General features: G+C 55.7%; 20 protein-coding genes. 15 read left to right on the top strand and 5 right to left on the bottom strand.

The annotated features are described in order from the left end of the window. The first annotated feature begins 18 nt into the window (after positions 1-18). The 3 genes from ACXAFI_RS18275 (at position 19) to slmA (ending at position 4225) form a co-directional block, all read left to right on the top strand. The gene (locus ACXAFI_RS18275; protein ID WP_475109935.1) at positions 19-2412 is read left to right on the top strand and encodes a phosphomannomutase/phosphoglucomutase; all 2394 of its coding nucleotides are present in this window, start codon (positions 19-21) and stop codon (positions 2410-2412) included. A gap of 159 nt (positions 2413-2571) precedes the next feature. Then, positions 2572-3474, top strand: coding sequence for an acetylglutamate kinase (gene argB / locus ACXAFI_RS18270; protein WP_444920504.1), 903 nt, complete (start codon positions 2572-2574; stop codon positions 3472-3474). 142 nt (positions 3475-3616) lie between these two features. Next, positions 3617-4225: a nucleoid occlusion factor SlmA gene (gene slmA, locus ACXAFI_RS18265; protein ID WP_152455863.1), complete on the top strand. Its 609-nt coding sequence runs from the start codon at positions 3617-3619 to the stop codon at positions 4223-4225. A 96-nt stretch (positions 4226-4321) separates the two neighbouring features. Here slmA and ACXAFI_RS18260 read toward each other — a convergent pair whose 3' ends face one another. Next, positions 4322-4921: a hypothetical protein gene (locus ACXAFI_RS18260; protein ID WP_475109934.1), complete on the bottom strand. Its 600-nt coding sequence runs from the start codon at positions 4919-4921 to the stop codon at positions 4322-4324. Positions 4922-4971: 50 nt separating this feature from the next. Next, on the bottom strand, positions 4972-5622 hold the full coding sequence (gene pyrE, locus ACXAFI_RS18255) for an orotate phosphoribosyltransferase (RefSeq protein WP_152455867.1): 651 nt from the start codon (positions 5620-5622) through the stop codon (positions 4972-4974). Positions 5623-5736: 114 nt separating this feature from the next. Here pyrE and ACXAFI_RS18250 point away from each other — a divergent pair, with 114 nt between their 5' ends. Beyond that, complete coding sequence (locus tag ACXAFI_RS18250) at positions 5737-6504, top strand: exodeoxyribonuclease III (protein ID WP_152455869.1); 768 nt, start codon at positions 5737-5739, stop codon at positions 6502-6504. Between the two features lie 99 nt (positions 6505-6603). Here ACXAFI_RS18250 and rph read toward each other — a convergent pair whose 3' ends face one another. Next, positions 6604-7323, bottom strand: a complete 720-nt coding sequence (rph, locus tag ACXAFI_RS18245; RefSeq protein WP_226644123.1) for a ribonuclease PH — start codon at positions 7321-7323, stop codon at positions 6604-6606. A gap of 109 nt (positions 7324-7432) precedes the next feature. Here rph and ACXAFI_RS18240 point away from each other — a divergent pair, with 109 nt between their 5' ends. The 9 genes from ACXAFI_RS18240 (at position 7433) to ACXAFI_RS18200 (ending at position 18623) form a co-directional block, all read left to right on the top strand. Then, positions 7433-8320, top strand: a complete 888-nt coding sequence (locus ACXAFI_RS18240; protein WP_475109933.1) for a YicC/YloC family endoribonuclease — start codon at positions 7433-7435, stop codon at positions 8318-8320. Positions 8321-8425: 105 nt separating this feature from the next. Beyond that, positions 8426-8998 (top strand): rhomboid family intramembrane serine protease, encoded by a 573-nt coding sequence (locus ACXAFI_RS18235; RefSeq protein ID WP_475109932.1) that lies wholly within the window; start codon positions 8426-8428, stop codon positions 8996-8998. Between the two features lie 645 nt (positions 8999-9643). Continuing rightward, positions 9644-11398, top strand: coding sequence for a S8 family peptidase (locus ACXAFI_RS18230; protein WP_475109931.1), 1755 nt, complete (start codon positions 9644-9646; stop codon positions 11396-11398). A 354-nt stretch (positions 11399-11752) separates the two neighbouring features. Beyond that, positions 11753-13150 (top strand): S8 family peptidase, encoded by a 1398-nt coding sequence (locus tag ACXAFI_RS18225; RefSeq protein ID WP_475109930.1) that lies wholly within the window; start codon positions 11753-11755, stop codon positions 13148-13150. 299 nt (positions 13151-13449) lie between these two features. Continuing rightward, a complete protein-coding gene (locus ACXAFI_RS18220) occupies positions 13450-14694 on the top strand; it encodes a sterol desaturase family protein (protein ID WP_475109929.1) in 1245 nt (414 codons plus the stop codon). 244 nt (positions 14695-14938) lie between these two features. Next, positions 14939-15559, top strand: coding sequence for a guanylate kinase (gene gmk / locus ACXAFI_RS18215; protein ID WP_444920511.1), 621 nt, complete (start codon positions 14939-14941; stop codon positions 15557-15559). A 100-nt stretch (positions 15560-15659) separates the two neighbouring features. Beyond that, entirely contained in the window at positions 15660-15923 is a 264-nt protein-coding gene (gene rpoZ / locus ACXAFI_RS18210; RefSeq protein ID WP_252086044.1) for a DNA-directed RNA polymerase subunit omega, read from the top strand. 55 nt (positions 15924-15978) lie between these two features. Continuing rightward, positions 15979-18096, top strand: a complete 2118-nt coding sequence (gene spoT / locus ACXAFI_RS18205; RefSeq protein ID WP_475109928.1) for a bifunctional GTP diphosphokinase/guanosine-3',5'-bis pyrophosphate 3'-pyrophosphohydrolase — start codon at positions 15979-15981, stop codon at positions 18094-18096. Between the two features lie 143 nt (positions 18097-18239). Then, a complete protein-coding gene (locus ACXAFI_RS18200; protein ID WP_475109927.1) occupies positions 18240-18623 on the top strand; it encodes a Rid family detoxifying hydrolase in 384 nt (127 codons plus the stop codon). A gap of 94 nt (positions 18624-18717) precedes the next feature. Here ACXAFI_RS18200 and ACXAFI_RS18195 read toward each other — a convergent pair whose 3' ends face one another. After that, positions 18718-19602, bottom strand: coding sequence for an NAD-dependent epimerase/dehydratase family protein (locus ACXAFI_RS18195; protein WP_475109926.1), 885 nt, complete (start codon positions 19600-19602; stop codon positions 18718-18720). 231 nt (positions 19603-19833) lie between these two features. Then, positions 19834-20094, bottom strand: a complete 261-nt coding sequence (locus ACXAFI_RS18190; protein WP_020413961.1) for a GlsB/YeaQ/YmgE family stress response membrane protein — start codon at positions 20092-20094, stop codon at positions 19834-19836. Positions 20095-20283: 189 nt separating this feature from the next. Here ACXAFI_RS18190 and ACXAFI_RS18185 point away from each other — a divergent pair, with 189 nt between their 5' ends. Both ACXAFI_RS18185 and recG read left to right on the top strand, forming a co-directional pair. Then, complete coding sequence (locus ACXAFI_RS18185; RefSeq protein WP_152455890.1) at positions 20284-21207, top strand: hydrogen peroxide-inducible genes activator; 924 nt, start codon at positions 20284-20286, stop codon at positions 21205-21207. After that, positions 21186-23288 carry an ATP-dependent DNA helicase RecG gene (gene recG, locus ACXAFI_RS18180; protein ID WP_475109925.1) on the top strand — a complete coding sequence of 701 codons (2103 nt, stop codon included), beginning with the start codon at positions 21186-21188 and terminating at the stop codon, positions 23286-23288. Before ACXAFI_RS18185 ends, recG begins: the two co-directional genes overlap by 22 nt. Positions 23289-23295: the final 7 nt, after the last annotated feature.

Below are 23295 nucleotides of genomic sequence, written 5' to 3'. Positions count from 1 at the left end.
TTACAGGCAGGAAAATCAGTGGTTTCCAACAAGAAAAATCAGGGCGAAGCGCTATTGCACAAGGGGCTGTTACTACCATCGCTGCTGGCGGCCGTCGCCTGGCTCTGCGGAGCCTATTTAATCGTCGAACATATAATCACCCCCTACAACCAGGCTCAGGTACAGCAGGCAACACGGGTACAGGGAGAAACTTTCGCTCAAAGTGTACAGGCACTGCTGGGGCAGCGCGCCCAGCAGCTGCAACAACTCGAACGCAGTGAGCAGCCCCTTGAGGAGCTGCTGAAAACAGCACAACTACCGGAACACTCTCGGGTACAGGCATTCTCGGAGTCGCAGATCCGCGTGGGCACGGGCGAAAACCCAGCCCTGAACTTCGCCCTGGTGGACCTGCTAAAGCGTGCTCGACAAGACAGCCAACAACCTTTGGAAATACTGCGCACCGGTGCCGACAACAGCTGGGAGCTTCACAATGCAATCAGCCTGGCCAAACAAAAAATCCTGATCAGCCAGCCCTTTGCCGTTCTGCAAAAATCCCTGGAGGCTCTCGATAAAAACCTGGGACAAATTCAACTGATCCAGAAGTTTCCCGAATCAGCTGCACAACCCCTCTGGCGCGGCGGGCAGGGCGGTGGGTTCAGCCACTCTGTAGCGATTCGGGATAGTTTTCTGCAGGTGCAATTCAGCCCCTCTAATGCATTCACTCAGCAGCACAGCCTGCCGACACTGTGGATTTATCTCGCCGCTGGCGTAGGCCTGCTGCTCACCCTGCTGTTACTGATGCGCTTCCTACCCCGAGACAGCCGCGCCCCCTGGGAGCGCAGCCAAAAAAGCGGGAAGCGCGAAAGTGAAAATTTCCCAACGCCTGAGCTGCAGCAGGATAGTCAATTGGCGGTGGACCCCATGCCCCAGGGGCTGGCATCGGCGCCAAGTATCGCCCCAGAGGTTCCCGTGCAGGACATGGAAAACCGCGCTGCAGAAAGGTCAGCGTCCGCATCGGGCAAACCGCAACACCAGCCCACTTCTGAGTTTCCCCACCACGTGTTTCGCGCATACGATATTCGCGGCATCGCCGGTGAGGAAATCGATGAGCCCTTTGCCTACCAGCTGGGGCGGGCGCTGGGCACTCTGGCACAGCACGCCGGAGAACAGATCCTGTTGGTGGGCCGCGATGGCCGCAACAGTAGTGCATTGCTCAGCAACTGCCTGATGGAAGGCATTCTCGATAGCGGCTGCAACAGTATCGACCTGGGCCTGATTCCATCGCCACTGCTCTACTACGCCTGCGCTAAAGGCAAGAACACCAGCAGCGGCGTTATGGTAACCGCGAGCCACAACCCGGCCGAATACAACGGCTTCAAGATCGTGCTCAAGGGCCGCCCCCTGTCCGAAGAAAAGTTACAAGGCCTACACCAGCTTATGCAGCAGGGGCCCTTTAAAAATGGGGAAGGCAGCAACCGCGAGCAGGATATTAAAGACAAATATATCGACGAGATCTTTAACAACGTGGCCCTGGCCGGGCAGCCACATCTGGTGGTAGATGCGGGCAATGGCGCCACTTCTGTCCTGGCACCGCGGTTGTTCGAACAACTGGGCTGCGCGGTAACCCCGATATTTTGCGAAGTAGACGGGGACTTCCCCAACCATCCCCCCGACCCCTCGCGTCCGGAAAACCTGCGGGCGTTGATCGACAAGGTGACAGAGACCGGCGCAGATCTAGGGGTGGCCTTGGATGGCGACGGCGATCGCGTCACCCTGATTTCCGGCAGCGGCCGCATCGCCTGGGCCGATCAACTGGTGATGCTGCTCGCTCGAGACATTCTGGCGCGCAACCCAGGGGAAACGATCGTCTTCGATGTGAAGAGCAGCCGCACCCTGGCCCAGCTGGTCAGCCAGTATGGCGGCCGCCCGGTGATGTGGAAAACCGGCCACGCGCCGATGAAAAATAAAATGCTCGAAACCAAGGCAATTCTCGGTGGTGAGTTATCCGGCCATATTTTCATTCGGGATCGCTGGTTTGGTTTCGACGATGGTATTTACGCAGCCGCGCGCCTGCTAGAAATCATGGCCCTGCGCGAGCAGAGCTTGGATGAACTCCTAGACTCCCTGCCGCAAATGGAGAGTACTCCGGAAATATTGCTGCCCGTGGAGGAACAAGAAAAGTTCTCCCTGATAAAACAACTGCGCGAGCAAGGCGATTTTGACAATGCCGATATCAATACTGTCGATGGTCTGCGCATTGAGTTTTCTGATGGCTGGGGACTAGTACGCGCCTCCAATACCACCAGCGCATTGACGCTGCGTTTCGAGGCCGAAAATAAAGAAGCCTTGGAACGCATTCAAAAAGTAGTCATGGCACAGATAAAGAAAATTGCTCCCACTGCTGTAGTTCCCAACTGGGAACTACTTAACTAACGCGCCTATTTTATTCAGTGCGGCACAGGCAGGTGCCGCAAAAGACTCGTGGTCAGTGCTTTATTTAATCCAAAAGACACCCAACCGCGCAGTTTCTTCAGCGGCAACTGGATGGCGGGGGAAAGCCATGCAATCGCATCCCATCAAAAAGGAATGACCATGTCTCTCGATAAGAAGTCCGCTCTGCGCATCGCCCAGGTTTTGAATGAGGCTCTGCCCTATATTCAGCAATTTACCAATAAAACTGTAGTAGTGAAGTTTGGTGGCAATGCCATGGTGCATCACGAGCTCCAAAACAGCTTCGCCCGAGACATTATCCTGATGAAGCTTGTGGGCATGAACCCAGTGGTGGTTCACGGTGGCGGCCCACAAATCGGGCTGCTGCTGAATAAACTCAATATTGAATCCCGTTTTGTCGACGGTATGCGCGTAACCGATAGCGAGACCATGGATGTGGTGGAAATGGTGCTGGGGGGCACGGTCAACAAGCAAATTGTCAACCTAATCAATAAAAACGGCGGTCGCGCGGTGGGCGTAACAGGCAAGGATGGTTTGTTAATCGAAGCGCGTAAGCTTAACCGTAAAAACGAGAGTGCAGGCCTGCACGCCTCTGAAATTATTGATATCGGCCAGGTCGGCGAAGTGAAAAAGGTTAATACCGATGTGATCAATATGCTGATCCAAGGTGGCTTTATTCCAGTCATCGCCCCTATCGGGGTCGACAAGGAGGGCGTTTCTTACAATATCAATGCCGACCTGGTAGCAGGCAAGATCGCCGAATGTCTGCAGGCGGAAAAGCTGATGCTGCTCACCAATGTGGCGGGGCTGCAAGATAAGCAGGGAGAAGTACTCACCGGCCTGACCACACAACAAGTGGAAGAGTTGATAAAAGACGGGACAATTTACGGCGGCATGTTACCAAAGATCGATTGTGCCCTCGACGCAGTAAGAGCTGGGGTCACTTCTGCTCATATTATCGACGGAAGGGTACCTCACGCAGTGCTGCTGGAAATATTTACCGATACCGGCGTCGGCACGCTGATTACCAATCACTCAGATTAATCATAGTGAGACATAAGACGTCGCGCATTAGCGCTTGGCAATTGAAGACAGACGTACGAATCGGTAGGATTCCGCCGCCGCAATATGAAGGCAACAAGAGCAAAAATCACCGTCCGCTCCCCAAGTGGACTAAAGGCAGTCAATGAGCAGCGAAAAAATCAATCGGCGTCAACAAATTCTGGAAGCCCTGGCACATATGCTGGAAGCCAGTCCCGGCGCACGCATTACAACTGCAGCCCTGGCCAAGGAAGTTGGCTTTTCTGAAGCGGCGCTGTACCGCCACTTCCCCAGCAAGTCGAAAATGTTTGAGGGTCTCATCGAGTTTATCGAGGAGACTATTTTCAGTCGTATCGCACTGATCCTCCAGGAGGAGCCCTCTGCCCTGGAGCGATGCCAGAGAATCCTGCACCTTCTCCTGGCATTCTGTGAGCGCAATCCGGGTATTACCCGTCTGCTCACTGGCGATGCATTGACCGGCGAGACCGAACGCCTGCACGGGCGCATCCTGCAGCTGTTCGACCGTCTGGAAACCCAAATCCGTCAGATTCTGCGTGAAGCGGAATTGCGCGAACACCTGCGCCCGACCCTACCTCTGGGCGGTGCCGCAAACCTGTTGTTGGCTAGTGCCGAGGGTCGCATAGTGCAATATGTACGCAGCGGCTTTAAACGTAAGCCCACCGAGTATTGGGCCGAACAGTGGCCAGTACTGACCTCCGGCTTTTTCCGCGAGACCGTCGCTGCGGCCAGGTAACTGGCTGTGTGTCTGCTGCACCGGGAAAATAAAAATAAGTGGTAAGTGGACACGCGCCTGTCAGCGCTGGGGAAATGCTTGAATGATCGGATCCGATCAAGATTTGGATGTGATTTCTGTGTAGCGTGCCGCGGCTTTATCAAACTCCTCACCGATAGAGCTGGCTTCCTCATTGCGCCGCTTGAGACGCTCGCGCAAGACCGCGACTTCTTTCTGCAAATCGGCGATACGCTGTAGAAGCTCCGGGGCTACCTCGCGGCCGCTGCGCTGAGTGCGCGCTGCCTGCGCTTCCTCCTGGGTAATCTGGCGGGTAAGACTGGTGATATTCGAGTGCATTATCGCCATATCCTGTTCGACAATTGCCAGCTTGCGTTTGCGCGCACTCTCGATATCGGCAAGGCTGTTATATCGCTTGAGCAGCTTGCGGTCCGCCTCTTCCTGTGCCTCCTGCCGGCGCTGTGCCTCGAATTCCTCGGGACTCAACTGTGGCGGAACCACTTCTATAACACGGCCGGAGAGATTGAGAATTTCGTAGCCCTTACCCACGTATTCCGGCGGTACAATTTCGTTGAGCACCACGATGCCCTGCTCATCGGTATAGCGATAAAGCACCTGTTCATCGCTGGAAGCATTCGCCAGAGCACTAAACAACAAAGTGATTGAGGCCAGTAAACGTACTATGGGGGCGATTCTCAACGCTCTTCTCACTAAATGGGTGCGGCCCGCTACAACGAGCGGGCTTTTAATTAACCCGTTACGCCGTAACGTTGCCGGTAATTCACGATTTTTTGCAGGGTTTCACTATCTTGTGACTCCTGCTCGAGGAAACTGATTATATTATCCAGCTGTACAATGCTGATTACCGGGATATTAAACTGCCGCTCAACCTGCTGAATAGCGGAGAATTCACAATCCTCGCTGGCTTTTTCCTGACGATTTAAACCGATGACCACACCGGCCGCTTCGGCACCGTGAGATTCGATGATCTGCATCACTTCACGCACCGCAGTACCGGCCGTAATCACATCATCAATGATCAAAACCTTGCCATTAAGCGGCGCACCCACTAAGGTTCCGCCTTCGCCGTGATCCTTGGCCTCTTTGCGGTTGTAGCAGAAAGGCTTATCGACCCCTTTCTGCGCCAATGCCACGGCAGTCACCGCACCCAGCGGGATACCCTTGTAAGCCGGTCCGAAAATGACATCAAACTCTACTCCCGAAGCGATAATCGCCTCGGCGTAAGCCTGTCCCAGTGCGGCCAATGCCGCACCGGTGTGGAAGCGACCGGCATTGAAAAAATAGGGACTTTGACGGCCTGATTTCAGAGTGAAGTCACCAAAACACAACACCTGATGATCCAGGGCCAGTTGGATAAAATTGCGCTGATATTGCTGCATGGAAAATTGTTAACTATTGGCTAAGGTGAAGGGAGACCTCCCCGTAGCATTTCCGGGGATAGGCATGCAAATAATGTTTCTAATGATACACAGTCCGCTGGTAAGGGGCTAATAATGCGAATAGTGAGCTTGTCTGTAGACGGCGTTCATCAGGCCGCACAACGCGGTCTCTACGATTGGTTAGCTGAGCAGGATGCAGACATTATCTGCCTACAGGACCTGCGCTCTTTGGAGCCGGAGCTAGACCACCCCATATTCCACCCCGACGGCTATTACAGCTACTTCTTTGATTCGGGAACGCCCCATGAGAACGGCGTGGCCATCTATACGCGCAACCAACCCAAAGCCATTATTTTCGGCATGGGTTTCGCCAACGGTGAGGATATGTACGGACGCTATTTACAGGCGGATTTTGAACGCCTGAGCGTCGGCTCACTATTAGCGCCGGTGGCTACCGACGAGGCTTCGCTGGAAAAGAAAGTCCAGTTTTTCGACGATATGCAAGCGCATCTGCACAAAATCAGCCGCAAGCGCCGCGACTTTATTTTCTGTGGTAATTGGGGCATGGCGCACCGCCGCGCCGATGTGCAGAACTGGCAGGACCACCAGGACAGTCCCGGTTTTATGCGTCACGAACAGCGCTGGCTGGACCAGCTGTTCAACGAGATTGGTTATGTCGACGCCTTCCGCCGCGTCGTCAAGGACACCGATGAATTTACCTGGTGGCCGAGTGGCACCGTGGGTGAGGGCGATGGCTGGCGCACCGACATGCAGATCGTATCGCACGGGTTGAAAAACCGTATCGAATACGGCGCGATCAACAAGAATGTCACTTTCTCCAGCCACCTGCCGCTGATGATGGATTACGACCTGGAAGTGTAATCAGCGCAGGACTCGGTTCGATACAGAGTGGGCCGAGTCCCTTTACGAATGGGCCCGCTCTACAATAGAGCCGGCCTTATCTCAGCAAACTATAAAATCTCACTCATCCAGGGCTTTCTGCTGCAATTCGATCAATTCATCGATCCCTGCCTTGCCTAAACCAAGCATCTGCGCGAACTCTTTCTCGGAAAAAGGCTTGCCCTCCGCCGTACCCTGCACCTCGATCATGCCGCCGTCTGCCGCCATCACCAGGTTCATATCGGTATCGGCCGCACTGTCCTCCGGATAATCCAGATCCAGTACCGGCTCGCCTTCATAAATGCCCACAGAAACCGCCGCGACCAAATTCAGCAACGGATCCTCGGTGAGGATTTTTTCCCGCTGCATGTGCCGAAGAGCATCCACCAACGCCACACAAGCGCCGGTAATCGCCGCCGTGCGCGTGCCGCCATCGGCCTGGATCACATCGCAGTCCAATGTAATTTGGTTCTCACCGAGTTTTTCCAGGTCCACCGCTGCACGCAGGGAGCGGCCGATCAGACGCTGGATTTCTACCGTGCGGCCGCTCTGTTTGCCCTTGGCCGCCTCGCGCGGCATACGCGAACCGGTGGAGCGCGGCAGCATGCCGTATTCGGCAGTAATCCAGCCGCTGCCCTGGCCGCGCAGGAAGCGCGGCACTTCACTCGATACTGAGGCGTTACACAGGACCTTTGTGTCGCCAAATTCTACCAACACGGAGCCCTCGGCGTGGCGGGTGTAGTTTCGGGTAATTTTTATCGGGCGCAGTTGCGCCGCCGCGCGGCCACTGGGACGCTGCATAGCTCACCTCAGTCAATGAATGAAAGCCCTGCATTATATACCCCCACATGGATATCCGAACGCTGTGCTATGATGCCGGGCCGATAAATACGCCTGCAGGGGACGAGCAATGGCCAATAACCGGGAACAGAACAAAGTGCGAAGCATGACAGCCTTCGGTCGCGCCGAGGCCGCTTATGCCACAGGAAACGCCATTTGGGAGCTGCGCTCGGTCAATCATCGCTACCTGGAGCCGCACTTCCGCCTACCCGAAGTCGCCCGTCCCTTGGAAGCTCAACTGCGCGATATTTTGCGAAAAAATTTATCCCGCGGAAAAGTGGAACTCACGCTAACGGTAAAACCCAACAACGTGGAAACTAGCGGGCTCGAAATTAACCAGCCGCTGGCACAGGCACTGATTCAGGCTGCCAAACAGGTCACCGGCGGCGAAGAGGCCCAGCCGCTCAACCCCCTGCAAATTCTCCAGTGGCCCGGCATCATCAGTGAACCGGAAGCCGATACCGAACAGCAATCCGCCACTATTTTGCAGGCATTTCGCGAAGCGCTGGAACAACTGCGCGCAAATCGCGAACGCGAAGGTGCAGAGCTGGCCAAATTTATCGAGGCCCGTTTAAAAAGTATTGAAGAGCAGGTAGCACTGGTGCGTGAGCAGCTGCCTCAAATTTTAGAGGCACAGAGAGAAAAACTGCGCAGCCGCCTGGAAGAGCTGTCTGTGGAACTGGACAAGGAGCGCCTGGAACAGGAAATTGTATTGCTCGCTCAAAAAGCTGACGTAGACGAAGAGCTGGACCGTCTCAATGCCCACACTGCAGAAACCCGCCGGGTACTCGCCGGTGGTGGCGCTATAGGCCGACGCTTGGATTTTCTTATGCAGGAGTTTAACCGCGAGGCCAATACTCTGTCCTCCAAGTCCGTGGTAACCGATACCACCCAGGCTGCGGTAGAGTTGAAAGTATTAATCGAACAGATGCGTGAGCAAGTGCAGAATATTGAGTAAGGAAATTATGGGGTTTTTAACTGCAGCCAAACTAAAGACCCCATATTAACACTACCCATCAGCCTTTTTCTGTCCTCTCACACCGTACATCGAACAGTATTAACTATGCAAAACAATATAAAATGGGTTGGGGCTATATTCTTAGTTTTAACCGCTATTGAAATTATTAATCTATTTACCGGCCGAGCACTGAACTATTTTGGCCTGATTCCTCGCTCCATCAACCACCTCCCCCATGTTTTTTCTGCTCCCCTGTTGCATGGAAGTTTCTGGCACTTCCTGTCAAACATCGTAACCCTCTGTGTTTTCAGCTTTTTGCTATTGCAGTATGGAGTGAAAACCTATTTGAAAGTGACATTGACGATTATTGTTACCACCGGGCTTGCGGTCTGGCTATTTGCCAGAGGGGGAAACCACCTCGGTGCCAGCTCAGTGATCTATGGTTACTTTGGGTTTTTACTGCTGGCCGGGTTTATCAGCAAACAGTTTCTGCGATTAATGATATCGATTTTTGTCGGATTGGTTTATGGCGGACTTATTTTCGGAGTACTGCCACAAGGAAAGTATATTTCCTGGGAATCGCATCTGTTTGGTTTTCTATTCGGCCTGATGGCTGCAAAAATGTGGGCACACACACCCAACTATATTACGGCCCGACAGGCAGCTTCTAAAAATTAACTATTCCCAGGTTGCACTCAATAAAAATCAAAAAAAAATCCCCTTATAACAACCTGGGTAAAGCATCGAATCATGTTTTGGGCTAAGTACGGAACTGCGGTGGTAATCGATAAAGAATTATCATCGCAAGATCCGGCTATGCCATCACTGATGACTCGAGCGTGCTCCGGGAAAAATCCTGAGGCAAACAACCCCCTTTGTGAACTCTTTTGCGGACTCCACTGTAAACGCCTCGGAATGGCATAAGGTGAGTTCCTGTCTTACCGAGAAATGACATTTTTTTTCTTAACGCTTTTAGTCATTTCTCATCAGCCAGCCCCCGTGAACTACAACACACTCTCCCATTGACCAAGTTCTCGTTACCTGATTTTTTTCTGGAAATTTATAAATTTGTCGTCATAAGCCACACAAATTCCAGCTCCTCCACTGAGGACAATAATTTCAAAATCGTTATATACCTGTATCAAAATGAAACCTTGGTACTATTTTTGGTCTTTTTAACCGCCAAAAGCCTAATAAGGCGGCTATCCAGATCTCTGTGCTGGCGGATTTTTTTCTGTCAGCGGGAGTTCTTTTCAGGAGTGACCGGCACACCAACTGACCTATTGGTGGTCGGAAAACAACAATTTCGAAGAGATAACAATAATGACCTCACCATTAAAAAGCCTTCGGCAGAAGACCGCTCTGGCAGGCGTATTCACACTACTGTGCACCGCGCCATTCGCCGCCCTGGCTCAGAGTGCTGACAACACCCCGCTAACGGATCGCATCATCATTAAATACAAGGAAGGTGCCAAAGTAGGCCGTGCAGCCAGCATGGCCAGGGACACTGTGGAAAAGGCCTCCCGTCGCGCTGGCCACAAAATGCGCCACCTGCGCCGTATGGCCACCGGCGCTCAGGTAATGCGCCTGGAAGGTCGCAAAAACAGAGCGGAAATGAACGCGATTATCAACCGCCTGAAGCAAGATCCAGATGTGGAGTACGCCGAGCCGGATTTGATGATGCGCGCAATGGCTGTGCCCAACGACTCTAGCTATCTCAACCAGTGGCACTATTTTGAATCCACCGGCGGCCTGAACCTGCCATCGGCCTGGGATGTCACCCAGGGTGAGGGAGCGGTTGTCGCAGTGCTCGACACCGGTTATCGCCCACACCCCGATCTGGTGGACAATATTCTGCCGGGCTATGACATGATTTCCGACACCTTCGTGTCTGTAGACGGTGATGGCCGTGATAGCGATGCCACTGACCCAGGTGATTGGTATACAGATAAAGCCTGTGGCGATGATCCTCGCATCCCCACGGAGAGCGACAGTAGCTGGCACGGCACCCATGTCGCCGGCACCATCGCAGGCGTCACCAATAACAATATGGGTATCGCCGGTGTTGCCTACAAAGCCAAGATCGTACCGATACGCGTGCTCGGCCGCTGTGGTGGCTATACCTCAGATATCGCTGACGGCATCATCTGGGGTGCCGGCGGCTCTGTCAGCGGCCTGCCATCCAACCCCAACCCCGCCCAGGTGCTCAACCTGAGCCTCGGTGGTGGTGGCAGCTGTGCCACGACTACTCAGAATGCCATCAACACCGCACGCAGCCTCGGCGCTACCGTCGTGGTCGCCGCCGGTAATGAATCCGATAACGCCAGCCAATACACTCCCGCCAGCTGCGATGGGGTAATCACCATTGCTTCAACCAACCGCGATGGTGGCCGCTCTTACTTCTCCAACTACGGCAGCGTAGTGGATGTTGCGGCTCCTGGAGGCGCGCAGAGCTTTGCTAACGACCCGAACGGCATTCTCTCCACCCACAATAGTGGCAGTACGATCGCGGGCAGCGATAGCTACGTCTACATGCAGGGCACCAGTATGGCAGCGCCCCATGTTGCCGGTGCCGCCGCACTACTGTATTCGGTAAACCCCGGCCTGGGCCCGGACGACGTCGAATCAATACTCACCACCACCGCACGCAGCTTCCCGTCTTCATGCAGTGGCTGTGGTGCCGGTATCGTCGATGCGGCAGCGGCCGTTGCCATGGCGAGTGGCGGTAGCGATGGTGACGGTAACGGCGACGGTGGCGACAACGGAAATGGCGGCGGTGTCAGCTGGACCGAAACCAACCTTTCCGGCAACTCCGGCAGCTGGAGCGACTTCACTATCGAAGTTGCTGCGGGTACCTCGAGCCTGAATATTGAGATGTCCGGCGGCAATGGTGAAGTCGATCTCTATGTGCGTCACGCCAACTACCCGACTTTGCGCAGATATGATTGCCGCCCCTACCTCTGGGGCAACGAAGAGACCTGCACCATCAGTAATCCAGATTCCGGTACCTGGTATGTCAGCGTGTATGGTTATGACTCCTACAGTGGCGTTACCCTGAAGGCCGAAACAACTCCTTAAGAGAACCCTCTGGCCGGTGCTGTAAACAGCCGGCCTTTATCGGGAGGTATTTTGGTGCGACTTAACAGCAAATAGCTGAGATACCTCCCTTAAATGGTGCAAGGCAAATAACAAAGGTTAGAAGTTCTCCGCCTCTTAGGAAGAGGACCGCATCTCTGTAACCTTGCACCAATCCCCAGCTTTGCCAGCAATACCGTCAGATCTCCTTAGTGCACTTTTTTCGGGCACATATTTTGCCTGTTAGTTAACGGTGCCTCGCCTTACGCAGCCCAATCAATAGCGGTGCACCCGGATTGATATCCATGTCAGCTAAATGCTGACTGGGGCAACAACCATCACGGAGAGATAACAATAATGAAAGCAACACTGAAAAACCTACTGCAAAAATCCGCACTGGCCAGCCTATTTTCACTACTGTGCGCGAGCCCCTTCGCCGCCCAAGTGGAGAAGACAAGTAGCACTCAAATTACCGATCGCATTATCGTGAAATACAAGCAAGGGGCCAATGTAGGGCAGGCTGCCAGCCTGAGCCCGGAAACAATGGAAAAGGCCTCCCGTCGCGCCGGCCACAAGATGCGCCATCTGCGCCGTACGGCTACTGGTGCACAGGTGATGCGACTGGAAGGCCGTAAAAACAAGGCTGAACTGGAAGCCATCATCAGCCGCCTGAGACAGGACCCAGATGTCGAATATGCGGAGCCGGATCTGATGATGAAGGCCATGGCCGTGCCTAACGATCCCAGCTACTACGACCAATGGCACTACTTCGAATCCACCGGCGGCCTCAACCTGCCTGCAGCCTGGGACAGCGCTCAGGGTGAAGGTGTCGTGGTCGCAGTGATTGATACCGGCTACCTGCCCCACGCAGACCTGGTCGCAAATATCCTGCCAGGCTACGACATGATTTCCGATACCGACGTCTCTGTGGATGGCGATGGCCGCGATAGCGATGCCACCGATCCCGGTGACTGGTACACCAACACTCATTGTGGCGACCCGAGCTACCCAGAGATGGACAGCAGCTGGCACGGCACCCATGTGGCCGGCACCATAGCGGCGGTCACCAATAATAATATGGGTATCGCCGGGGTGGCCTACAAAGCGAAAATTGTCCCGGTACGCGTGCTTGGCCGCTGCGGTGGCTACACCTCGGACATCGCCGACGGCATTATCTGGAGCGCCGGCGGTTCCGTCAGTGGCGTGCCGAATAACCAAAATCCAGCGCAAGTGTTGAACCTGAGCCTGGGTGGCAGTGGCCTCTGCGACACCACGACACAGAATGCCATCAATACTGCGCGTAGCCTTGGTGCCACCGTTGTGGTTGCCGCGGGTAACTCGGCCCGCAATGCCCGCCGTTACTCGCCGGCTAGCTGCTCCGGGGTTATTACTGTCGCCGCCACAGACCGCTCCGGTGGTCGTGCCTACTACTCCAATTACGGAAGTGTGGTCGACGTAGCCGCTCCCGGAGGTGAGATCAATGTAGTCAGCAGCAATGGCGTACTTTCCACCCTCAACAGCGGCAGCACATTTTCCGGTACTGATGCCTACGCTTTCTATCCCGGTACCAGCATGGCCACACCTCATGTGGCTGGCGCTGCGGCACTAATTTATTCGGTAAACCCCAGCGTGACCCCGGATGAGGTGGAATCGATTCTCACCAGTACCGCGCGCAGCTTCCCGGCGAGCTGTTCCCGCTGTGGCTCCGGTATTGTTGATGCCGCCGCCGCGGTAGCAGCGGCCAGTCTTCAATAAAGGGACTTCTCTCTGGAGCGGTCGTAAAGGCCGCTTCTCTCTTTACCCCTTCACCTTTTCACCCCGCGTACACTTCTGACTTCCTTTCCGGTTCCACACCGGGTTTCATTCCTGAGCCCAATCCCGGTCCAAGCTACCCCCATCTCAAAGCTGCCGTATTAACAGGCTCAACAATCACCCAAATTCGACTGGAAATACTGACGGATTTCGGAATCCAGCTCCTGTGGATATTTTTACCTCTGGCCCCGTGTGGCAAAGTCCATTGATACGGTATGAAGCAATAACAATAAGAGGTCGCCGTGGATCTGATTACCTTCGCCATCCCCTTTTTCCTGATCGCCGTGCTTACCGAGCTCGCCCTGGACCGCTGGAAAGGTTGGGGGCTCTATCGCCTCAACGATGCTCTGGGCAATCTGAGTACAGGCATTCTCAGTCGTATCCTGGGTCTCACTTACAAGAGCCTGTTTCTGGTGATTTACATCCCACTGTTCCAACTGCTGCAGCCTTACTACCAGGCAGTCGGCTTTAACTGGTCTATGAGCAACGGGTGGCATCTGGCGCTGGCTGTGCTCGCTTACGACTTTTGTTATTACTGGAAGCACCGTATCTGCCATGAGGTGAACGTATTTTGGGCAGAACATCTGGTTCATCACCAAAGTGAGGATTACAACCTTACCACCGCTCTGCGCCAATCCAGTGGGGGCCTGCAACTGGATTGGGTGTTCTATTTGCCCCTGCTATTGATTGGCTTGCCGGCGGAAATGGTGATCGCCGCTGGTGCTATAGACCTGATTTACCAATTCTGGGTACACACCCAAAAAATTCCCAAAATCCGCTGGATGGAATGGTTGCTGATTACCCCCTCCAACCACCGTGTACACCATGCGCAGAACAAGGTTTATGTGGACAAAAATTACGGCGGAATCCTGATTTTGTGGGACCGACTGTTCGGCACCTATCAAGAGGAACTGAAAGAGGAGCCGTGTATTTACGGTGTTCGCAAACCCCTAAATACTTTCGACCCGCTGGCGGCCAACCTGCAGCATTTAAAACGCATGGCTCAGGACGCCTGGTATACCAAAAACTGGTGGGATAAATTTACCCTTTGGTTCCGCCCCACCGGCTACCGTCCCACCGATGCTGAAGCAGCGATGCCAGTGCCCTCCACCGATTTGGCGCATTTCCAGCGTTACAATCCACAGATTTGTCGGGGCCGGCGTAACTATGCACTGGGCCAGCACCTCTGCTATTCCGCCGCTACCCTGGCCCTACTCTGGTACTACCAGAGTCTGGAGATTTCCTCACTGCTGGGGGCAGTGGCCCTGTTGGTTTTTGGCCTGGTGGTCAATGGGCGCATTCTCGATAACCACCCCCTGGCAAAATATCTGGAGCCTCTGCGCCTGGCCCTATACTGCGGAGCCCTGCCGCTGCTAAGTGCACAATTTGTCCCAGTTTTTAGCACTTATATCGCACTCAGCGCTCTGGCCTGGGGGTGGTTGGCAATCACTGGCAAAGAGGATACAGTCGCTGTCGTTTGCGATTAGCAACCAGGAGTGAACCTCGATTGCAGGATGTTGGTGGTGATCGAGCAATCTCCCGCTGGGCGATCCCGGCCGGGCTCAGGAGGCAGTTTGTAGCGCCCCCTGAAACTCCCAACACATACCCCCCAACTCCGGCCGGGGTTTAGCCTTTTCCCCCTATATCTCCTTGGGATTCCGCAACTGCCGGTCACCGCTCGGGTAACGGCTTCGGTTATACTGCGCACTTTGCCCCCTAACAGGATCAGTTGTGCAAACAGGAACCCTCTATACCGTATCCGCCCCCTCCGGTGCTGGGAAAACCAGCCTCGTCAAAGCGCTGGTGGATAGCGACAGTCAAATCACCGTTTCTACCTCCCACACCACCCGGCCTATGCGCCCCGGTGAGGTCAACGGTGTCGATTACCATTTCGTGTCGCGCGAGGAGTTTCTGGCAATGCTTGAGCAGGATGCTTTTTTCGAGCACGCCCAGGTATACGGTGATAATTACTACGGGACTTCCAAGGGCAGTATCGAGGAAATTCTCGCCAGCGGTCGCGATGTGGTTCTGGAAATTGACTGGCAGGGCGCCGCCCAGGTGCGTCGGCTGCACTCGGAAACCATCGGCATTTTTATTTTACCGCCTTCCCAAGAAGCGCTGCGCGAACGCCTCACCGGCCGCGGCCAGGATGACGAAAGTGTAATCGAGCGCCGTATGGATCAGGCCATCGATGAAATGGCCCACTATGTAGAAGCCGACTATCTGGTGATCAACGACGATTTCGAGCAGGCCCTGGTGGAGCTTCGCTCCATTTTCACCGCCCAGCGCCAACGCCTGGAAAAGCAACAGAAACGCCACGGTGATCTGTTGCAGGCACTGCTGCGCCATTGAGCCGGTTGATCGAATTGCGTACACTCCGCGGTCCGGTAAAATAACCGGTCCCCCGAACAGAATTCGCCCTCCCGGGCACAGTGAATGGAACCGAAAGTTTATGGCACGTATCACCGTTGAAGATTGCCTGGAGCACGTCGACAATCGCTTCGAACTCGTAATCGTGGGTAGCAAGCGCGCCCGTCAGATCGCCACCGGCGGACAGGATCCGATGGTTCCAGAAGAGAACGACAAGCCCACCGTTATCGCCCTGCGCGAAATCGAAGAAGGCCTTGTAGATGCGAGTATTCTCGATCAGCCCGACCGCGAAGAGGCCCCGGCGCCCATGGCCGCCCCGGCTTATCTATCCGACCAGGAAATCTGATTTCGATCTGTTCTGACCCAGAGTTTTATGAGTTATATGAGAGGCGCGCGCGGCATTGCACACCATCGATAGTCTGGCCCACCGCCTCTCCTCATACCTGCCTCCCGAGCAAATCCAGATAGTCCGTCGCGCCTATTTCTACGCGGAACAGGCCCACGACGGTCAGCAGCGCCGTTCTGGCGAGCCCTACGTGACCCACCCTCTGGCGGTGGCCACAATTCTCGCCGGCATGCATATGGATCACGAGAGTCTGGCGGCGGCCATGCTCCACGATGTGATCGAAGACACCGGAATCCCCAAAGCCGCTCTGGAAGAGCAGTTTGGTGGCGAGATTGCCGATATCGTCGACGGCGTTTCCAAGCTGACCCAGTTTGAGACGGATAGCGCTGCGGAAAAACAGGCGGAAAACTTCCAGAAAATGGCCCTGGCCATGGCGCGCGATATCCGCGTGATTTTGGTCAAGCTGGCCGACCGTCTGCACAATATGCGCACCCTCGGCGCGCTCAAGCCGCAAAAGCGTCACCGCATCGCCCGCGAAACCCTGGAAATTTACGCACCCATTGCCCACCGCCTGGGGATGAACGATGTGCGTATCGAATTTGAGGACCGCGCCTTTTTTGCGATTCATCCACTGCGCGCCAGCCGACTGCGCGCCGCCCTGGTAGCCGCGCGCGGCAATCGCAAGGAACTGTTGGAGCAGATTCAAAACGCCATAGAGCTGCGCCTGCAGCGGGAGGGGATAAGCTCCCTGGTGATCGGCCGCGAGAAGCACCTGTTCAGCATCTACCAAAAGATGCGCACCAAGAAGAAATCCTTTAAAGAGATCATGGATGTCTACGCTTTCCGCATCATCGTGGACAGTGTGGACACTTGCTACCGAGTGCTGGGTGTGATGCACAGCCTGTACAAGCCGGTCATCTCCGAATTCAAGGATTATGTTGCCATCCCCAAATCCAATGGGTATCAGTCCCTGCACACCGTGCTGCTGGGCATGCACGGTGTGCCCATTGAAGTGCAGATTCGCACCAAGGAAATGGATGAAATGGCCAACAGCGGCATCGCCGCCCACTGGCTGTACAAGGCCTCCGGCGATGAGGTAATCAATACTGGCGGTACCAGCCAGGTGCGCGCTCGCCGCTGGGTGCAGGGCCTGCTGGAGATGCAACAGCGCGCCGGCGACTCCCTGGAGTTTATCGAGAACGTTAAAATCGACCTCTTCCCCGACGAGGTCTATGTCTTCACCCCCAAGGGGCAGATTATCGACCTGCCCGCCGGCGCCACCGCGGTGGATTTCGCCTACTCAGTGCATACGGATATCGGCAACTCCTGTGTGGCAGTGCGGATCAACCAGCGCCTGGCGCCCCTGTCGCAGCCGCTGGCCAGCGGGCAGAAGGTGGAAATTCTCACCCGCAAAAACGCCCAGCCAAATCCCAACTGGCTCAATTTTGTGGTCACCGCCAAGGCCCGCAGCGCCATCCGTCACTTCCTCAAGCACCAGCGCCACCACGACTCCATCGCTCTGGGGCGGCGCCTGCTCGAAAAGGCCCTGGGTAAATTTAATACACGCCTGGAAGAACTGACTCCGGAGCAACTGGAGCAGGGACTGCAGGAAGCTAAGTGCCCCACGTTGGAAAAACTGCTGGAGGAGATAGGCCTCGGCAATAAGGTAGCCTTCTCCGCAGCCAAGTTATTAGCCCCCTCCCACAGCGAAGAGGCGGAAGCAAGCAACATCTCCTCACCACTGACCATCGACGCCCAGGAGGGCATGATGATCAGTTTCGCACGCTGCTGCCGGCCAATTCCTGGGGATACCATTATTGGCCATATCAGCTCGGGCAAAGGCGTGGTGGTACACAGGGATACCTGCCGCAATACCAACGAATTCCGCGAGCACCCTGAAAATCTCATGCCGGTGAACTGGTCGCCGGATGTGCGCGGGGAATTTCTCGGCGATGTGCGGGTGGAAGTGGAGTCTGAGCGCGGCATTATCGCGCGCCTGGCCACTCGCATTACCGAAGAGGGCGCCAGTATCGAGCAGATCAACGTAGACGAGAAGGACGCCCACAACAGTGTGATTTCGCTCACCCTGGAAGTGAGCGGCCGGATCCATCTGGCGAGGGTCATGAAGAGGCTGCGCAATCTGCCATCTGTAATCCGCATCTCACGCCCCTGAGATAATCTGGCGATATATTTGTTACCGAATCACAGCGGATAAGTTTTTGGCTTTTCTTGGCCTTTAGCGTCGCTGCCATTCAGCATTAAAGCGCGCTATATTTACCCGCTTTCTGCAAATAGCAATAAGTAATGGAGTGCCCAATGCCCAACCGCGCGATTATCAAGACAGACAAGGCTCCCAAAGCAGCCGGCACCTATTCCCAGGCGGTAAAGGTCGACGATACCGTGTACCTGTCAGGGCAGATAGGACTGGACCCCAAAACCCAGCAGATGGTTTCCGGCAGTTTTGCCGATGAGGCGCGCCAGGTTTTCCACAATCTGGGGGCGGTATGTGAGGCCTCGGATGGCTCGCTTCAGCATATTGTAAAGCTCAACCTGTACATCACCGACAGCAGCAATTTTGCTGCGGTGAATGAAGTAATGACAGAGTTTTTCCAGGAGCCATACCCGGCGCGTGCTACCGTGGTGGTTAAAGAGCTGCCCCTCGGAGCGCAATTTGAAGCCGAAGGAGTGATGGTGCCTTAATCCAGCGGAGCACCATACTGCAGAGCCGGGTAGACACCCGGCTCATTCACTGCTCTACCTTTCACTCTTTAGATTTCCCACTCTTAGCTTTTTACTAGCCTTCCGCTTCCAATAATGCGCTGTAGCCCACTTTGTAATCGGGGTATTGAAGCCGATAGCCACTGGCGAGCATGCGCTGGTTACTGAGCTTTTTCGAGCGGCGCTCACTGGTCTGCACAATCTCACGCAGATGGGCACTGGTGTAACCCATCGCCTTCACCAGCCATTGCTGCAGTTCATACATGGGCACCGGCTTGCTGTCAGCACCGATATACAGTGGCTCCGGCTTCCAACCCTGCTTTTGCCTTTCAACCAGGTGCAGCAAAAAGCCAATGCAGTCATCCACATGAATACGATTGCTGAATTGGGGGGGCTGGGGCGGGGCACAGCGACCGGCGCGCACCTGGGAGAGCAGGCGGTCGCGACCGGGGCCATAGATGCCGGCAAAACGTACAATGCAGGCACCCGGTATCGCCGAATGAATAATATCCTCGGCCGCGAGCAGTGCCTCCCCCTGAAAACCACTGGGCACAGGGAGCGTCTGCTCATCGAGAAAATCATCGCCGCTTTGGCCATACACACGGGTGGAAGATACCCAAATCACCATGCGCGGCGGTTTTGGCAGGCGCGAAACGGCCTCACTCAGCGCCCGGGCAGTCTCCACATAGGCGCGCTGATAACCGCTTGGGGTATGTTCATCCGGGGTAAATGTGGCGAGGATGATATCGGCACCATCCGCCAGCAGGCGTTCTATATCCCCCACCTTGGTAGCATCCCCGCGGCGCCAATTGACGGCATCTGCACGTCGCTTACTCGCCAGGGCCACCAGTGGATTGCGCCGCATGCCGTATACGCTGTATTGCTTGCGATCTATATTGAGCGCAAGACGCGCCCCGAGGTCGCCACACCCAAGGATCCAAAGCTTCTCTTTTTGTGTCATATAGTTCCCGGCAATCGGACGCCTGGGATAGCGTCGATTGCCATATTCCCTTGATATTGTGCTGTTGCGTCCCGCTGGAGAAACCCTACCTGGGGAACCCCTAGCCTTTTCTCCGGGCGTTTATGCGGTACGCCAAAAATAATCCGCAAACGATTGCGGCTTTACCGTCCATGAATAACGATGCGGGGCACTTTCGCGCCTCGCCATTCCATCTGCCACTCTAATATTGAACTAATTACCGCGCCGTTTGAGTAAGCGGTAGACAGCGAGAAAGATAATCGCACCAATGGTGGCCGTTATTATGTCGCCAAATCCGAAACCGGTCACGGGTCCACCGAATCCAATTAGGGCGCCCAACCAACCACCGATAAAGGCCCCAATGATGCCAATCACCATTGTGACTATCCAGCCACCGGGGTCTTTACCTGGCATGATCCATTTCGCTAAGGCACCGGCAATCAGTCCGAGAATAATCCAGGATAAAACTCCCATGGCGTTTCTCCATTCTGTTGGCCCACATAAGATATAGCAAAATTTTGCGCCTCAATCCCATATACCCTTCCATAATTGGTAATTTTTTCCAACTTTGTGCTTGAGGCGACAGCTTGAAGTTCAGTAGTGGCCAGCGGCCATTATTTATGAATAATAGCTATCAACTACTATTCTTTAATTGTCTTTACCATGACCCTCAATGAACTGCGCTACATAGTCACTCTCGCTCAGGAACAGCACTTCGGCCGCGCTGCCGAACGCTGCTTCGTCAGCCAACCGACCCTGTCTATCGCGGTGAAAAAGTTGGAGAAAGAGTTGGGGGTCGCCCTGTTCGAACGCTCCAAGACCCGGGTACAGGCCACACCACTGGGAGAGCGCATTGTCGCCCAGGCCCAACTGGTGCTGGAGCAATCCGCCGCCATTAAAGATATCGCCAGCGCCGGTAAGGATCAGCTGGCGAGCCCCCTCTCGGTTGGGGCGATATTCACCATAGGTCCCTATCTGTTCCCTCACTTTATTCCGCAGCTGCAGCACTTAGCACCGGACATGCCCCTTTATGTAGAAGAGGGTTACACCGCCACCCTGCGCCAGCGCCTGCGCAAGGGGGAGTTGGATGCAATCATTATTGCGCTGCCATTCACCGAGCCCGATGTCGTCACCCAGCCACTTTATGACGAGCCCTTTGTAGTTTTGATGCCGGCGGGACACCCCCTTGCACAGCAGGAGTTCATAGAACCGGAACAGCTCACCAAAGATAATGTGCTGCTGCTGGGGGAGGGTCACTGTTTCCGTGACCAGGTGCTGGAAGCCTGCCCACATTTGCAGGTGACTATGGACAAGGAGAGTGGCGGTGGGGGCATTCGCACAGCTGCCGATGGCAGTTCGCTGGAAACCCTGAGACACATGGTGGCTTCCGGGCTCGGCATCACCGTATTGCCATTCTCCGCTGCCACCGCCTCGCAATATGCCAGCGGGTTGCTGGAGACCCGCCCCTTCAAGGCACCCGGCCCTCGACGCACCGTCGCCCTGGCCTGGCGCGCCAGTTTTCCACGCCACCGTGCTATCGATATATTGCGTGAGGCCATCAGCCAGTGTCACCTGATCGAGCCATAAACAGCCTCGCGGATCAGCCGGTCACCAACCTCAAAGGCGTTGGGGACAAGTTTGCCCTGGTGCTGGCCAAACTGCATATCCACTCCCTGCAGGACCTGTTGTTCCACCTGCCACTGCGCTACCAGGATCGCACCCGAGTCGTGCCGGTGGCCGGACTCACCGCCGGCATGGACGCCGTTATTGAAGGTGAAGTGACCGCAGCCGATGTGGTCTTCGGCCGCCGACGCAGCTTGGTAGTGAAGCTGCAGGATATGAGCGGCAGTATCACCCTGCGTTTTTTCCACTTTTCTGCAGCGCAGAAAAATCGCTTTGCCCGCGGTGTGCGCCTGCGCTGTTTCGGCGAGGCACGCCGCGGCGCCGCCGGCCTGGAGCTGTACCACCCGGAAACTGAGGTGGTCGGCAGTGAAAACGCCGCTACCGAGGAAACCCTAACCCCGGTTTATCCCCTGACCGAAGGCGTTAGCCAGGGGCGTATGCGCGGCCTGATGCAGCAGGCAGTGGCTCTACTGCGAAGCGGAGCGGTGACCGAGCTGCTCCCCGCTGAGTTATTACCAAAAACACTGCGTTATCCCCTGAGTGACGCCCTGATTTATTTGCATTCGCCCCCTGCCGGCACCCAGCTGGAACAGCTTGCCGCCGGCACGCATCCCGCGCAGCAGCGCCTGGCATTGGAAGAACTGCTGGCACACCACTTGAGCCTGCTGGAACTGCGGCGCAACAGCGCCAGGGTCGCGGCACCGCCACTATCCGTAAACAAATCCCTGGAGAGGGATTTTCTCTCGCGCCTGCCATTTGCGCTCACCGGTGCACAACAACGGGTCTGCGAGGAGATCGCCGAAGACCTCGCCCAGGACATCCCCATGATGCGCCTGCTGCAAGGTGACGTCGGCGCCGGCAAGACTCTGGTAGCCGCCATGGCCGCCCTCAAGGGCATCGGCGCTGGGGCTCAGGTGGTGGTGATGGCACCGACTGAGATTCTCGCCGAACAACACAGAATCAACTTCTGCAACTGGCTTGAACCTCTCGGTGTTCAGGTCGCGCAACTCACCGGCAGCTTAAAGGCCGCCGAGCGACGCGAGCAGTTGGGCAAAATTGCCAGTGGCGAGGCGCAGCTGGTGGTGGGCACCCACGCACTCTTTCAGGAAGGCGTGGTGTTCCACAACCTGGTGCTGGTAATTATCGATGAGCAACACCGCTTCGGGGTGCGCCAGCGTTTGGAGCTGCGCGAGAAGGGCGCTGCCAGCGGAGCGACCGGCAGGCTGCAACCACACCAGTTGATCATGACCGCTACCCCGATACCCCGCACACTGGCGATGTCCGCCTTTGCCGACCTGGATTGCTCCATCATTGACGAGCTGCCCCCCGGGCGCCAGCCGATCAACACCGTGGCAATCTCCAACGATCGCCGCGACCAGGTGATGGAAAGGGTACACAGTGCCATCGCCGAAGGGCGCCAGGCCTATTGGGTCTGTACCCTGATTGAGGAATCTGAGAGCCTGCAGGCTCAGGCAGCGGAGTCCACCGCCGAGGAATTAGCGGAGATGCTCGACGGTGCGCGCGTAGCCCTGGTACACGGGCGCCTCAAGCCAGAACAGAAAGAGCAGGTTATGAGTGCCTTTAAAGCCGGTGAGGTTGACCTGTTGGTGGCAACCACGGTGATCGAGGTCGGGGTGGATGTGCCCAATGCCAGCCTGATGATTATCGAAAACCCCGAGCGCCTGGGCCTCGCCCAGCTGCACCAGCTGCGCGGTCGGGTAGGGCGAGGCTCTATCGCCAGTCACTGTGTACTGCTTTACGGCACTCCGCTTTCACAAAATGGCCGCGCGCGTTTACAGGCACTGCGCCAGCACAGCGACGGCTTCGCCATCGCAGAAGAGGACCTGCGTCTGCGCGGCCCCGGTGAGATTCTCGGCACCCGCCAGACCGGGGAGATTCAGCACCGCATCGCCGATCTACAGCGGGATGCGGAACTGCTGCCACAGGTGCAAAAGATCGCCGTATCTCCGGCTCTGAATCAGGAAATGCGCAGCCAGCTGATCAAGCGCTGGCTACAGAACAAGCCCCGCTTTGCTGAGGCTTGATACCTGG

The organism is Microbulbifer sp. ABH2_005, from assembly GCF_056160005.1.
The sequence above is the reverse complement of the archived record's forward strand: the minus strand, read 5'-3'. Positions and strand labels throughout refer to the sequence as shown.